The organism is Agrobacterium sp. LR_9 (genome assembly GCF_041954855.1).
In the GTDB taxonomy this organism is placed as follows: Bacteria; Pseudomonadota; Alphaproteobacteria; order Rhizobiales; family Rhizobiaceae; genus Agrobacterium; species Agrobacterium leguminum.
The window spans coordinates 30034-44455 of the sequence record NZ_JAVAYA010000030.1; the positions used below are offsets into that span (position 1 = coordinate 30034).

The 14422-nt window shown below is 55.2% G+C and carries 13 protein-coding genes and 2 pseudogenes; 13 read left to right on the plus strand and 2 right to left on the minus strand.

Annotated elements, in window-relative coordinates; all coding sequences use genetic code 11:
* Positions 1 to 55 precede the first annotated feature (55 nt).
* The 3 genes from RAC79_RS22985 to RAC79_RS22995 are packed head-to-tail and all read left to right on the plus strand — an operon-like array spanning position 56 to position 4569.
* Complete coding sequence (locus RAC79_RS22985; RefSeq protein ID WP_137006077.1) at positions 56 to 1159, plus strand: adenylate/guanylate cyclase domain-containing protein; 1104 nt, start codon at positions 56 to 58, stop codon at positions 1157 to 1159.
* Positions 1160 to 1169: 10 nt separating this feature from the next.
* The gene (locus tag RAC79_RS22990) at positions 1170 to 2771 is read left to right on the plus strand and encodes an adenylate/guanylate cyclase domain-containing protein (protein WP_137006078.1); all 1602 of its coding nucleotides are present in this window, start codon (positions 1170 to 1172) and stop codon (positions 2769 to 2771) included.
* The gene (locus tag RAC79_RS22995; protein WP_161987966.1) at positions 2764 to 4569 is read left to right on the plus strand and encodes a ThiF family adenylyltransferase; all 1806 of its coding nucleotides are present in this window, start codon (positions 2764 to 2766) and stop codon (positions 4567 to 4569) included. The genes RAC79_RS22990 and RAC79_RS22995 overlap by 8 nt, the downstream gene beginning before the upstream one ends.
* Before the next feature lie 245 nt (positions 4570 to 4814).
* Here the strand turns inward: RAC79_RS22995 and RAC79_RS23000 are convergent, their stop codons facing one another.
* Positions 4815 to 7178 carry a hypothetical protein gene (locus RAC79_RS23000; protein ID WP_137006080.1) on the minus strand — a complete coding sequence of 788 codons (2364 nt, stop codon included), beginning with the start codon at positions 7176 to 7178 and terminating at the stop codon, positions 4815 to 4817.
* Between the two features lie 201 nt (positions 7179 to 7379).
* Here RAC79_RS23000 and RAC79_RS23005 point away from each other — a divergent pair, with 201 nt between their 5' ends.
* From RAC79_RS23005 to RAC79_RS23030, 6 genes and pseudogenes are all read left to right on the plus strand, one after another.
* Positions 7380 to 8486 carry a Fic family protein gene (locus RAC79_RS23005; protein ID WP_080821228.1) on the plus strand — a complete coding sequence of 369 codons (1107 nt, stop codon included), beginning with the start codon at positions 7380 to 7382 and terminating at the stop codon, positions 8484 to 8486.
* A 613-nt stretch (positions 8487 to 9099) separates the two neighbouring features.
* A complete protein-coding gene (locus RAC79_RS23010) occupies positions 9100 to 9327 on the plus strand; it encodes a hypothetical protein (protein ID WP_080821230.1) in 228 nt (75 codons plus the stop codon).
* A 293-nt stretch (positions 9328 to 9620) separates the two neighbouring features.
* The gene (locus tag RAC79_RS23015; RefSeq protein ID WP_003519970.1) at positions 9621 to 9830 is read left to right on the plus strand and encodes a cold-shock protein; all 210 of its coding nucleotides are present in this window, start codon (positions 9621 to 9623) and stop codon (positions 9828 to 9830) included.
* 128 nt (positions 9831 to 9958) lie between these two features.
* Positions 9959 to 10186, plus strand: coding sequence for a hypothetical protein (locus tag RAC79_RS23020; RefSeq protein ID WP_034499643.1), 228 nt, complete (start codon positions 9959 to 9961; stop codon positions 10184 to 10186).
* 180 nt (positions 10187 to 10366) lie between these two features.
* Positions 10367 to 10642 (plus strand): hypothetical protein, encoded by a 276-nt coding sequence (locus RAC79_RS23025; RefSeq protein WP_003519968.1) that lies wholly within the window; start codon positions 10367 to 10369, stop codon positions 10640 to 10642.
* Between the two features lie 127 nt (positions 10643 to 10769).
* Positions 10770 to 11200, plus strand: a pseudogene (locus tag RAC79_RS23030) (oxidoreductase); the annotation flags it as partial.
* Positions 11201 to 11837: 637 nt separating this feature from the next.
* On the opposite strand, the gene RAC79_RS23035 reads toward RAC79_RS23030, so the two are convergent.
* Positions 11838 to 12125 (minus strand): hypothetical protein, encoded by a 288-nt coding sequence (locus tag RAC79_RS23035; RefSeq protein ID WP_059759459.1) that lies wholly within the window; start codon positions 12123 to 12125, stop codon positions 11838 to 11840.
* Between the two features lie 303 nt (positions 12126 to 12428).
* Here RAC79_RS23035 and RAC79_RS23040 point away from each other — a divergent pair, with 303 nt between their 5' ends.
* The 4 genes and pseudogenes from RAC79_RS23040 to RAC79_RS23055 form a co-directional block, all read left to right on the plus strand.
* A complete protein-coding gene (locus tag RAC79_RS23040) occupies positions 12429 to 12770 on the plus strand; it encodes a hypothetical protein (RefSeq protein ID WP_003519959.1) in 342 nt (113 codons plus the stop codon).
* A 148-nt stretch (positions 12771 to 12918) separates the two neighbouring features.
* Positions 12919 to 13200 (plus strand): hypothetical protein, encoded by a 282-nt coding sequence (locus RAC79_RS23045; RefSeq protein ID WP_059759462.1) that lies wholly within the window; start codon positions 12919 to 12921, stop codon positions 13198 to 13200.
* A 146-nt stretch (positions 13201 to 13346) separates the two neighbouring features.
* Entirely contained in the window at positions 13347 to 13712 is a 366-nt protein-coding gene (locus RAC79_RS23050; RefSeq protein ID WP_374997572.1) for a hypothetical protein, read from the plus strand.
* Between the two features lie 101 nt (positions 13713 to 13813).
* A pseudogene (locus RAC79_RS23055) lies at positions 13814 to 14091 on the plus strand (IS110 family transposase); the annotation flags it as partial.
* Positions 14092 to 14422: the final 331 nt, after the last annotated feature.

Consider the following 14422-nt stretch of genomic DNA (forward strand, 5'->3'; position numbering starts at 1 on the left):
GCGTCAACGAACGTCAGCGTGCGTTTTCTTGAAGTTCAACTCAGGGGGTAAATGCGTGAACGGGATTGATGTCTTTTTGAAACGCTTTGCGCGGAACCCGGAGATCCTACGGGAGCCGATGAGCAATGTCTGTCGTCGCCTGAAGCGTTTGCGAGATGATGAGTATCTCTGCCGCGAAGGCGAGCCCGCAGAGTGCTTTTGGATCGTGGACGACGGGGCTATAGTTATTGGCACAGAGGGTAAAATCGTCCGGCGCACCAAGGGGGATCTTGTTGGGGAGATCGCCTTTCACCGCCGAGACGAGGCCAGGCGGACTACCTCGATGCGTGCGGACGGAGTTGCCAGGGTCTGGCAAATCGATCGAGTATTCCTAGATGAACTCACTCCTGAACAGAGCGCGGCCTGGTTTGAAACCGTTGCGGCCGTTCTGGCAGAAAAAGTCATTGAAGCAACAGAGCAGCGCACGAGGCTTCTGTCCGACAACGTTTCGCTGGACCACGTCCTGCGTCGCTTCGTCTGTGATGACGGCTTGATGGCCGTCAACGCTACGTTTGGTGATTCCGAGTTGGCGAACATCGTGCCGGATCAAACCACTGCGATGCTGTGGTTCAGTGACGTTGCAGGGTTTTCTTCCTTCGCGAAGGAGATGGCGCCGAAAGATGCTGCACGCCAAATGCGTCGATTCATGGATATCCAAGTCGAGGAAATCACTCGCGCTGGGGGTGAGATCGACAAGTTCATGGGCGACGGGTTGATGGCTTTTTGGCGTGTTCCAGACGACGCTCGCATACGCGATCGGGTCCCCAAAGCGGTTCTGGCGGCGTTCAACTCAATCGACCGCATCCGGGCGATCATCAACGAGGAAGGCCTTTCCCTGGACATTAGGATAGGTCTCCACCTTGGTCCGGTAGTCATTGGCGATTTCGGCGGTAGTGGCCGGATCGCGTACACATTGATGGGCGAAACTGTCAACTCGGCATCTAGATACGAGCAGGCGCGTCTAGATTCTGAAAACAATCAACTTGGGGCCCTTCGCCTCAGCGAGATGGTGTTCGCCCATGTTCAGAACACGCACCTTTTAGCGCGGCTGAATTCGGAACCACGTCGCTTTCTTGCGAAGGCTGGTCGCGAGTTCACCACTTACACATCGATCGACTGAGGAGATTTGAATGAGCTGGAGCCAACCCCGGGCCGAGCAGAGGATTCGTCAGTCGCTGCAGACTGTGCCGAGCAAGCTCGTTAATGTTCAAACGTATGAAGAGCGTGTTGTGGATGTCGCGACCGTTGCTTCTTTTAGCCTCGGTGGACGAACTAATCCACCGCCCCTCCTCCATATCCCTCCGAGCACGGCGGTGGTCGTGGACGGGGTCCATGTTTATCTGCAGCTGATCGACTATCACGCCGTGTTGCAGGACACTCGACGGGAATCTGAAGCACGCCATCGCCGTGCGCTTCAGTTCCTGCATATCCACTACAGCGCGTGCGATCAGATCGTCCGCGAATTCGGCGCGCAACGCGTGGATTTCCACGGACCGCGCCTTCACGCGGTCATAGCCACGCCGCCCGGCAAGGCGAATGAACGGTTGCGTCTTGAGCGCGCGTTGGAATTCGCCAATGCCCTCGCCAGAATGGTCGAGGAGACGGGTCGTTCTGTGTCAAACGGAGAGTTTCAGACACGCACCAGGATCGGGATAGACACCGGGAAAGCCATCGCCGTCAATTCTGGCAGAGGCGATGAGCCTGAGCCGCTGTTTTTGGGTCGTCCAGCGAACTATGCGGCTAAGCTCGCCGATGGAGATGAGGAGGGCATCTATCTGAGTGACCAGGCTCGTTCAACCCTCGGCTACATACCGGCGGGTTCATTGGTGTTGGAGAAGAGTAGCTCCTTTAATTTACGTAGCAGAGCAGCGCTACCAAGCGCCATAACTGGAGTGACAGATGCTCGCATCCGCACCTTGTCAGCAGATGTGCGTCTGCGCGTCGAACCTGCAATTCGCGACGTGAATTTTAGGTTTCACCACCATACCCCTCCGCTGCGAACGATCGACTATTCTCTCTTGTCGCCCAGCAACAGCATTCACATGCCGCTTGTTTCGATTTTCGCCGATATAGACGGCTTTACGAAGTATGTTGACGACTGCACGATCGGCGGAAAGATCGCTGAGATGGTCTCGAATCTCCATGCCATCCGACACGAGCTCGCAGCTGTGTTGAAGAAGGATTTCGACGGAAAGAAGGTCCGTTTCATTGGCGATTGCCTGCATGGCGTCATGGCTACCGGGACAGCCTTCGACATAGATGAGCGGGAGACGGTTCGTAACGCCGTCATGTGTGCCGCTGCCATGCGATCGAGCTTCGATCTTTGCAAGACATTGCTACCCAGCATCCAGCAGCTTGGATTGGCGATCGGGGTCGAGTTGGGGCCAACGCCGATAACTCGTCTGGGCATTCGAGGTGATTTCTCGGTTCGATGCGCGACCAGTAAGGCAGTCTCCAACTCCGAGGACCTACAGTCTATCTGCGGCGGTAGAGAGAGCGCGCTCGGCGACCGAGCCCTTGCAGTTGCGCCTCGTGACATCCGAGATCTCTTCGGGCACAGCGGCCGCGTGCAAGATCTTACATATTCACGGGCGCTCGCCCTCGATTCAGGGAACGCCAGCAAGGCGTCGCCTCTCGCCGCCCCGGCGCTCGCCACGTCGGGCGGCTGGATCAGCCGTGCTGCCGCGAGTGAAAATGCCGTGCACAGCAGCGGTGGCACTCGCCATGCTTGAGCTGAATGATGATGTGTTTGACCACATAGATGAGGCAGTTGCGGCTGCAGTGGAACAACGTTTCTCCGCCGTTGAAGGGACAGAATGGCGGCGCCTCGAAAGGCGCGATCTCCTGCGTTATGTGGGGCGAAACTTTGAAGGCGGCTGGCGATTGTCCCTCAAGTTCTCCGACGGGATCAAACACCTTGATGTTCTCATCACACGCTGGTTCCCGAGCATATCAGCACGCATAGCACTGGTAGAACATCCTCCTCGGCTGACGTGGCCGCATGTTGAGGATGATGGCGTGCTTTGTCTGCTTGGAAACGGCTTTGAGTTGGACCAGGATGATCCCCCTGCTGTCGTAGAGAACCTGCTTTCCCGCTCCTGTCGTCTCATTGAAGAGCTCCTTTGCGGTGAAATCATTGAACGCGATTTTCAGGAAGAGTTCCTGACGTACTGGGCATACGATCTTTGCAGACCACGTCGACATTACAGCCTTCTGCGCGCCGCGGGCCCCTCGCGGGAGATATGGTCCTGGAATGGACCGGCTTTCACCCTACTCGCTGAAACCGAGGAGGATGTTCGCGATTGGCTTCGGAAGTATACCGGGTTGACCAAGGTCTACGCCATACTGCCAGCAGCATTGCTGTGGTTCGAGGCGGCGCCTCTCCCAGCCGACTATCCGCAGCGTGCGCGCCATATCGTTAATCTTGCGCGCCGTGCCCAGGGCGACGGCCTCGGAGCTGTACGCTCGACCTTGTCAGACTTAAACCGAGCAAAGACAATTGTAATTGGTGCGCCAGGTCGAGGCGGGCCGGGACTTGTCGCGGCGACCGTTGACATGCCTGTCGCTGAGGCCTCCCGCGGCAGAGGTCGGCTTCCTTCCGACGGCTTCAGGAGCGGCGCAGTGCCCACAGACATTCTGATGGATCGCGTTTTTGGCTCGCAGACCATATCCCGAAGCCGCGTCATCAGAGCTGAGGCCGAATGGATTCACGGCCGCGGCCGAGATCCAAGGGCCAGTCGCTTGCTGAATTCGACCGTCGTCCTGTTTGGCTGCGGGTCGGTGGGGAGCTTTGTGGCGGCATCTCTTCTGCGTGCGGGGGTAGGCAAGTTGCATGTGGTAGATTGCGACACGCTGGAATGGTCTAATGTCGGCCGACATCATCTCGGTGGGCAGTCCGTTGGGCTCAATAAGGCCAGCGAATTCGCGGCTCGTTCAAGCGCCGAATACCCTCACCTTAACATCGTGGGTCATGAGTGGACTGCGGAGTCAGTCGTTGCGGAAGCTCCAGACTGGTTCAGCGGAGCAGATCTAATCATCTCAACGACGGGCAGCGGGCATGCCGATAAATTGCTGAATGCATGGCAGAACACGCACGGTCGCCGAATTCCAGTCGTCTATGGATGGACCGAGCCATTCGCGGGTGCAGGTCATGCGCTGGCGGTCCTTGAAAACGGACCATGTTTGTCATCGACTGTCGACAATCTTGGTCGCTCAAACTTCAACATGGTCACCTGGACGGAGGGCGGCCTGCTTGAAGAGCCAGCGTGTGGTGTGCATTTTGCTCCTTACGGACCGATCGAGCTCAATCACGTTACCAGTCTTGTGTGCGAACTTGCACTGGATTGCTTGCTTGGTCGTGAGAAGGAATCCTCTCATCGGATATGGGCGGCGCGAAAGCGTCATCTACAGGAATTTGGTGGAGTTTGGACGGAACAGGCTTTGGCCCTCATGAAGGGTGACCCTCGCGGGGAAACGGTTCTCGACCGGCAGCTCCCCTCGTGTTCATGCTGTTCAGGAGGAGGGCTTTAGGCTGAAAGAACAAGCGTGACGCCAATCTGCTTAACTGGGGGCTTTTTACAACCCCTTTCGCCGGTTTATGTCGTTGGTGTCGCGAGCTTCGGAACGGGGTGAATTAGAAGACCAAAAGCAAAATTTTCAGTGGCTTGATAAACCAACTAATGGGCCGGTCGTTCGAATCCGCTCAAGAGCGAAACGAAGAGGTCGGCTCGGACGGAGACTGTCATCACTATACGAGCCGAGTATCTCATTCGATCTTACGCAGCTTCCCAAACTTGGTTGAGGATTTTGGCAGCCAGGGCCGCCTTGTCTTGCGGCAAGAAGCGACCGTAGTGCTGCTGCACGACATCTGGCGTATCTTGAATGGCATAGCTTGCCTGCTCGTAGGATCCGGTCTGTTTCAGAATATGCGTCGCAAGAATGTCCCGCAGGTTATGCGGTCCATGCGGCAGGAGGCCCTTGATCGCACCCCGGCCGGTATAGGGATTATAGATGCCGTAACGTTGGATGACCGTCCGCCAAGCCTCGTAGAATGTGGTCGAATTGTAAGCAGCATCAATGCTGGTCGTTTTCACTGTCTTGACGAATAGCGTTTGGGGATCTTTCGCACCGCTGAGCAGAACTCCACGATGCCTGTCGATATACGCGTCGAGGTATTTGTAGAGATCGAGAAGGTCGGGCAAAATCAACCGGAATGGCTTCTGTCCGAAGAAGGAGGAGCCCGAGTTTTTGAACGCGACCGATGGGATAAGGACCTCCCACCCATGATCGCGGTCGCTCCAGCGCAACTCTCCGCACTTCATATCTTCAAGTCGGCGTTCTGAGGTCGGATAATGTCCGCGCGGGCAGACGCGTAACTGGCGAAGGTTCTTTTGCCGCAGCCCAAGGTGCAGGCCAAGCCGAAGCAGCAGGAATGATCTGACGGCTTCGGCCGCCGGCCGGGGATATCTGTTCTCATCCGGCATGCGTTCAAGAATCTCATCGGTGATCTTACGATATTCGGCCAACGGACTCTCTGCCTCAAGGACGCACATGATCGGCTCGAATGGATCGCGATGGACGCGCATGACACGCTGAATTTCCTTGGAACGATTGGCGGCATGTCGGTGAAAAGCGTCACAGGCGCCATGCCAGTCGCGAGCCGCAAAGTTGATTTCTTCGGCCTCAATCAAGCCCGCGATTGGCCTGACGTTCTGAAGTAGCTCCGGGTGCTGCCGTATCCAGCCGACGTCCGCGCGAGTAAGAGCCTGGGCGACCATCAGCATGTCTTCTTCCCATTTTGTATAGAAACCGCGCCGCTGTTCCCGCCACTGCAGATACCAGTCCCAAACACCGGGGAAGACGAGAAGGCCAAAGCTCAACTGGCTAAGCGGTACGCCGAAACCTCTTACTGCGCCATTCGGTGAGGAAGCTAGTGCGCCGAACATCAAGCCGAGATGTTCTATCTTCTGAGAGGCCGTTTCCTCCCCCCAGACTCCATTCCGTTGAAAGCCAATGGCAGTCAGGGTCGAGGTTTTGAAACGGATAAGGTCTGCCATTTCCATTGCAAGCCTTGGCGGCGCATCGATAACCCCGGACAGCAAATCCGGATCATCGTTTTCTGTCACTGCATTCTGATAGGTGCTGACTGCGGGTGCCAAGGACCGGGGTGATATGGAACTTCCGCCATAAGTGACACCAGGAAAGCGGATGGCATAACGTTGCTTGCTCGCCGCTGCCTGATATCGGCGATATTCTGTCGATCCGGAAATGATCACCCGGCGCACCCAATCGAGAATCTCCTCGCGCTTGGTAAAGGGCAGGCTACTGAAGTCATCTGGCAGATGCATTGAAATCCTGCGCCGCTCAGCCGGGCTGATATCGCCGAGATCATGACCATAAAGCGAGCGCGCCTGGTGCGGTAGCTTGTCCTTGAAATATCCTTCCTGCAACCGATAGCGCCGCTCGATGCGGCGCAGGATATTAAAGCTGGCAACGGAGCGGGGCACGCGCTCCCCCTGCATCCAGGATAGCAGCGTCTTGTTATCGAATGTCTCATCCAGATGAACAACGGCGCGGTGGAGCTGCCAATAAGTGTCGCCGAACCGACGCATATGATATATCAATGCTTCCTGAAAGCTCGCCGGATCTTCTGTCGCTTCAAAGAGTGCTTCTGGGAAAGGGCTTATCGGTTTTAGTGCAGGCCCGCGCTGTGACGACGCAGACCGGGTAAAGGCACCGTCGGTCGCCGCGCATTGCGGCTTTCTGGTCGAGGATGCGGGAGCTGCCTTCTTGGCGGGGGCCATTTTGCCCGAGGTAACTGTCGGCTTTGGCGGTCGTCGTTCCTCGGCCGCTGGTGGTGCGCCCAGCCAGCGGATGATTGCATCCAAGCCCGGCCGGAGCTGCTTTTTCAGTTCTGCCGTCAGCTCGGCTTCGATCCCACAGGCCTGACTGATCATCGTCCAGTCGATATGGCCATTCAGAAGCGGAGGGGATTTCCGGTAGATGATCAAACTGGCTAGATAAGGCCGTATATTCTCCAACACCCGCCTGGATGCGATCGGAGCGATACGAAGCTCGCAGAATTCTGAAATTTTTCGCTGAAAATGTCGTGATGAAAGGTCGTGTTTAGTCATGCTCATTCCGTTTCTTTCGGCACCAGTGCCGAGGGCGAGCGGGAATAGGGGGCGCCCGTTAACAAAATATGTTTAGGACAAGTGGTTAGCTGTCGATCGCTGCCTCTTGAACGGAGCGCTGCAGATTGTGGTGCCGAGCGATAGACGGGCTTGCAATAGCTCATTTCTGGCAATAATTATGAGTTATAGAGAGGGGTGCTATAACTCATGAAATGGAACTGGCAAAACACGGATTGGCCAAACTTCAGATACGACACCGCAAGCCTGGTAACGTTGGAGCAGAAATTCCTGCAGTCCGCCGGCGAGGTTATCGGTGCTGTTCGACATTTCAACGAGGACGACAGCAACCAACTTCGCATTGAATTGCTGAGCGACGAAGCGGTCAAGACCTCAGAGATTGAGGGGGAATTTCTGGACCGCGTGAGTGTCCAGTCGTCACTCCGTCGACAGTTCGGGCTAAACACTGATGACAGACAAATCCGCCCCCAAGAGCGGGGGATCGCCGAGATGATGGCGGATGTCTATCGAAGCTGGCATGGGCCGCTGCGTCATGAGGGACTGTTCCACTGGCATTCAATGCTGATGGCGGGAAACCTATATATTGAAACAGTTGGTGCTTACCGCAGGCATGAAGACGCCATGCAGATCGTGTCGGGTCGATTGGACAAGCCCACCATCCACTTCGAGGCTCCCCCGTCTCGCCGGGTTGCCGCTGAGATGGAGACCTTTATCGCATGGTTCAATCAATCCGGGCCAGATGGCCAAACGTCGCTTCAAGCGTTGACGCGCGCCGCAGTAGGCCATCTTTACTTTGAAAGCATACATCCCTTTGAGGATGGCAACGGCCGAATTGGGCGCGCGCTCGCTGAGAAATCCTTGGCGCAAAACATAGGGCAACCAAGTCTCATTTCACTCGCCTTCACAATCGAGAAGCGCCGGAAGGCCTACTACTCCGAGCTTGAGCGGCACCAGCGCACGCTTGATATCACCGACTGGATCATTTTCTTTTCGGAAACGATCCTGGATGCTCAGCGGGCGACGCTTGAGCGCATCGATTTCTTCATTCAAAAAGCAAAGTTCTATGATCGTTTTCGTGGCCAGTTGAACGAGCGGCAGGAAAAGGTAGTCGCGCGCATCTTCAAGGAAGGCACGGCAGGCTTCAAGGGAGGGCTCAGTGCCGAAAACTATATTTCGATCACAGACACATCCCGCGCTACAGCAACACGCGACCTTCAGCAGCTCGTGGAGATCGGTGCACTGACGCGCACGGGTGAACGTCGGCATACCCGGTACTCGCTGTCACTGCAGAAATAAACTGCTGCTAGGCAAATGCACTTGGTGAACGGCTGTTCGATTCCGCTCAAGGCGAAGACGCTCGCAAGGCATCTTGCTCGAGCTAACTGTGGTTCATTCGCAACGACGGCATTGCGCCTTCGAAGCAGTCGTTGTTCGTTATCCACGGATAAAGCTGCTTTGCCCCTTCATTCCGGACGTAAGCATAGCAATTACACGCTCCCTAAAGCAGTCTTTTCGCTTATCAGGCCTTCAACGATCGTTAAGGGATGGGAAATTGACTGGCAGGTTTCGGACGACGGCGGCGGGAAAGCTGCATCCCACCGAGCCAGCGAGCTTTGGGCGGCAGTGCACTTTACATCGCCACTCCTTCATTCCTGCCGCTCCTCAGGAGTGAGCATCGCGTGTATCGATGGAGGGTCAAATTAGCCCTCGTTCTTTGATATTAACGGTTTTACAGAACGGCAAATATCTGTGCGGGTTGGCTTCGAAGCTATCCCGCCCCCAAATGACCTTAATTGAAGGATTGCTAAACAGACGAGCGGGCCTCATCATCGTGACCTCGGCAGCAATTTCACCGGGCGCTGCCGCCGGGGGCTTTAATGCCGCGCCCGCAATCTGAAAGGAGGACACCATGTCTTCCAGCGTCCACGTCGTCGATTTCGATCCCGGCAGCAATCGAATTCTCAACCAGATGCTTCATAAGGCCGGATATGTAACGGCGAGGATGAAACCGCTGTCAGGAGCGCTTTCAAGTCAATCGCGCATTGTGTTGCTCCGGTTCATGTCCGGAGTTATACGCCAGCGAGACGGTGGTTTTCCGTCGGGACCGGAGTCCATTTCTGCTTTCGGACGACCGTGATTCCATAGGTGAACCTCGTGTCTGGTTACGCTCCCAGCTCCGTTTCCGCAGTCGAGGCTGTGAAACGGCTTAGGAAAATACAACTAAATGCTGAGAATATTGGTGAGAAAAAACTAAAAGTTGACAATCGCATATGAGCGACCTATATGTTGATTGTCGATATTTGCTTGCTTAGCTTTGGTTATCGCGCGTCTGGCACCGTGCCCTGAACGAGCCTTTTCTCTCAAAAATCGCTATCGCATCTGCAGCGCCGCAGGCGTTGTGGTCCTCTTATTGCTATGAAAGGGTTCATCATGACCACTGGCACAGTTAAATGGTTCAATTCCACAAAGGGCTTTGGCTTCATCCAGCCTGACAATGGCGGCACCGACGCGTTCGTGCATATCTCGGCCGTCGAGCGCGCCGGAATGCGCGAACTCATTGAAGGCCAGAAGATCGGCTACGACCTTGAGCGCGATAACAAGTCGGGCAAGATGTCGGCTTGCAACCTCCAGGCCGCTTAATCATCCCGGTATCCGCTCTCCGTTGACCACGGATGTACTGGCACTGGCGAGAGCATGATACCAGCAAGGTCAGGCAGATTGCCTGACCTTTTTTTTGTTGCCACGGCGGCGTTCAATCTGGAAAAGCCATGTCACAGACACACAGCAAATCCCGGCAGAAGGCGGAGATTGCCTTCGCCAATACTCAATCGCAATTCTTCGCGCGTAACAGCGCCGTCGAGGAACTCGATTCCCTCGTTCTGGCCCGCGAGGAAAAGACGAGGCGGCTTCGTGAAGCGCGACTTGCGAAAGAATTGAAGGACCGTGAGGCGACGACAGCCTCTCTTCTCACGAAACGACGGGCCAAGACGGTCTGATCTGCCCAGGAAGAGTGGGGCGCGGACGGATAAAACACGACGAGGCCGCCCGCAATCGGCGGTACGCCAATCGCAAGGCAAGGCGGTTATAGCAAATGGCTTGGTCACGTGAGATCATCAATCAGGCTCTGTCCGCAGTTTCTTTCAAACCGTTGCACTCCGCAACCGAAAGGGATACCTATGGCAGACAGTATCGGCGAACTTCAGGCACTCAACACTGCATGGCAGATCGCAATCCAGGAAATCCTGCGGATGGTGATCCGAGACATGTATCATGCGGCCGGAGAGGAAGCCTTTCTGGCGAACATCAAGCGGATCGAAGAGGCCGCCGTCGACAGCATTTATGCAGACCTGCGGCTACGCGGGACGAATGAATGGACGGAAGCGCTTGTCAAGGATAATGCGAGTAACTTTGTAACCACGCTGCTGACATCGTTCACATATGATCGAATCTAGTGGAAGATCGGGCCGTGAGCCGCATCGCTGCTGTTTCGTATGAGCATGTTGATAAGTTCGGCTTTGCGCGCGGCAAGTCGCTGGCGAGCGTCTGCTTTCAGGAACTATATGGGAGGCTCACAGCCCTAATGTCCGGACGGACGCTATGGCGGCAAGATGGAAAACCGCGCGCGTCTGATACTCGAAGTCACGGCCACGGTGGTGCAGGAAATCGGCGGCGAGCGCACGGGTGTGCCGGATTTCGCCAGTTTCGCCTACAAATAGTATTTCCTGTAGCGGTCCCCAGACGCAATACGAGTATATCATCAATCGACTTGATGTTCTCGGCATCACCTGCATTCACGTTGTTGAAGGCGCGACGGGTCGCCCGCGCGAGGTCGCACCCTTCGAATACGGATCGCTCGCCGTCGCTTCAGCAGGACATATATCGCCAATAATGGCTGTGACCTCGACCTTGCAACGCCACATCTGGCCGATGGCAAGGCAGATCTGATCGCCTTCGGACGCCCGTTCGTCGCCAATCCGAATCTCGTCGAACGACTGCAAAGCGACCCCGGCTGAGATCGGGTCACGCTGTATGGCGGCGGCGCTGCGGGTTATATCGATTATCCCGCTTCATCGGGACTTCCGGCAGTGAGCCATCAGGGGGCCTACTTCGGGGGGCTCCTGCGATATCGATCATCATCAATCTCCGATAATTCCCAAGGCTGCGTAGCCGGATGCCGCGCCATATCAAAAAATCTCTGGCCACCGTCGCCTCAAAGGACACCTGTCCGCACCCATGATCCATAGCACAGAGTGAAAACAGAGAGCATCAAGTTTTGTGATGGGGTTGATGAAATCAGGGGCGGAGTCCGCAGGCTATCTTTCGTCGGGGAAAAATCTTATGAGCTGTGTCTTCCTAAGCCTATCTCGACTCGCTGTATCAGAGGAGATGCAATATTCAATATGTGCGCGTAAATCCGCCGGCACTTCTGGTCCGCCGGCTTTCAAGAGCTTGTCGCCCATCGCGAGAAGAGTCGCCAGTTCTACACCGCATCGGGACTCAGACATAACTACTCCTCCGGCCGGACCGGATCGTATTTCTTCAAGGTCTTTGCTGGCGGTATAAAGTGTCAACACATACCAGATCAGAAAGAAAGCGGACCAAAGCATCATGCTTCCAAGAACATATGCGCGCACAGGTGTTTCCCCGCTATCTGCCGAACCCCGGAAGACCTTGGATTGCATACCTCGGGAGTGGTCTGCGGGAGGGCACACGTTCCCGTTTCTGTACCCCGAACAGGAACAGCATTTCTCCTTTGAGTTTTGAAGGGTCGGTCATTCCATCCTGAAAAAGATCGATTATCTTGCGGGTGGCCTTGTTAAATGACCGGTCGTCATCCGAGCGCGTGTCGATTTCAAAGCCGGCATCTGACAACAGGGACAGCAACATATTCAGATCGTGAGACGAAATCGGGCCGTATTCTTGTGTGGAAGACATCGTGTCCTCCTTTCGTTGGGGCCAAGGGATTTCACCTTGAAGCGGTAACGCCCTTTAAAAAAGCTACCGAAGGAACGAGCCTGCGCGTTTTGAGGTTCATTAGCAAGGGAATTCCAATGTGCTAGAACGCAGCCGCCGCTCAATAATGACCAGCGAATGGCTGGTGAACTTCGCTGGAGCTTTCCAAAACCGTATTCGCTTGCGTCTTAAGCTATTCAGGCGCACTGTAAGGCGTCGGTAGCGATGTCACGGGCACTACTGGTTGAGGGTCGGTTACCCTAGCCCCAACGAGAGGAGGACATTATGTCTTCCCACCCCAGTTTTGCAGCCATCTCCCCCAAAGAGATGGAGATGATCCAGTCAGTTTTGAAGAGTGCGGGCTATAACGCCACATTGCTGGGCAATGACCAGCGACAATTCAACACGGCCGCGTTTCTTGTAATGAGACTGTTTCTTGCGGGAGAAACATCTGCCGATGCTCTCGCAGCACAATTGAAACGCCGTCTTGGGAATGCGGACTCACTCAATCAATCCTACCAATCACGGCCTGTCCTTGAGACCATCAGAAGTGTCCCGCGCAACACGATATACGTCCTCAGCTTTTTCAGGAAGGCCAGTGGTCGATCAATTGGGGCTAATGAATAGCCCTGGAAGAGCGAAGCCGGCGCGCTATAGGCAATCTCTTTGTTAATCCTTCTCAGGGGGTCGAAATCCACTTAGTGGAGAGCGATGACGGTCAAGGATAAACGTTGCGGCGCGGTGTGAATGACGTGTCAGGAAAGAGTTTAAGGGTATGAAAGAAAGAACGACATACAAAGAAATCACCTTCGCGAATCCGTTCGTATTGGATGGATTAGTAGTACCTTTGGAAGCTGGAACATATCGTCTGGTCGTTGATGAACAGCTCATTGAAGGTCTCAGTTTTCCTTCGTATCAACCCGTCGCAACACACCTTGAGATACCTGCTATCTCCGCACAATTAGTGAAGCGCCAGTTTTTGCAGGTGTCCGCGGAGGAAATAGAAGTGGCGCTGCAAAAGGATACCGAATCGCAATGCGGTGAGTCAGACCAGTGATCAACGTTTCACAAGTTGGCCGGCGATTGCGCTGGTCAGTTATGGGCAAGCGGTAATACAACGCCACTTGCGCTGCTTAGTTTTCTCCAGCAGAAATCTATCTCTGGCGTAGCACGGGCGAGCGCAGAACGAGTAAGGATATTCCTGTGTTACGCGCCTTCAGAGGCAAGAAGCTGATAGTGGTAGAGCGGCGTCCGTCGTTGACGGCGGCGTGCCATGCGCAACTTATTGCCGCCGGAGCCACCGTTGCAGGCCCTGTTTCTTCTGTCGAGCAAGTCTTGAACCTGTTGGAAGCCGGCGATGTCGACGGGGCAATTATTGACGTCAAAGTTGACGTAGAAATGATGTTACGCTTAGCCATGCTACTGGAATCAATGGCGACGCCGTTCGTTTTCGCATCTTTCATCGATGTGAACTCGGAAGGCTACTCTTTTGGTGGTGATAGGAAGCATCTCCGCAAGATAGCCGACGTTCTTTTTGGCTCGCCTGGACCGGCGTCAACCCTCCATTAACGTGGTCCCGTTGCATAGATGGTGTGGTTGATGGTCCACCCACCCCGCGCGTTCTTGTCAGAGGATGCCGGATTAAACACAACGGGTGAAAGGACGGCGGCATGACATCAAATACTATGAGGGGGATCGATTTCGCGAAGAACGTTTTCCAAGATTCATGGAGCTTCGCTTTCCGAAGAGGTCAAGTTTCGGCGGAAGCTATCCCGGCAGCATTTCCTAGTTTGTAGCCGGGCAGGGCGTTTCGATAGTCGTAATGGAGGCTTGCGGGATGGCTCATTACTGGTCACGCGAACTGACGAAACTCGGCCATGAAGTACGGCTGACAACACCACAGTATGTGTGTCCATTCGTAAAGCGCGAGAAGAACGATGCTGTGGATCGCACTATGACCTCTATGACAAACCGGAGCCGGTCGAAAGAGCGTTGGCGAAACTGATCCCTTCTACACGGAAAACCTCTGAGCATGGCTAAACGGCCGCCATGTTACAATGGCGGCCCCTCTGCATGCGCAAACGAGCGGCATCAGACGTCTGTTTGGAGGTCTGGTAACTGAACGACAGCTATCCGATAAATGCGTCCACCACCGGACAGTCCGCTCCCGGCCCCAGACCGGCCACTCCGGAAAGTAAGTGTTGCCCGGATCGGCAAGATGCCGCCAACAAAACCCAGGGGTCGGCGGTTCGACTCCCTTCAAGAGCACACGCCTTCAC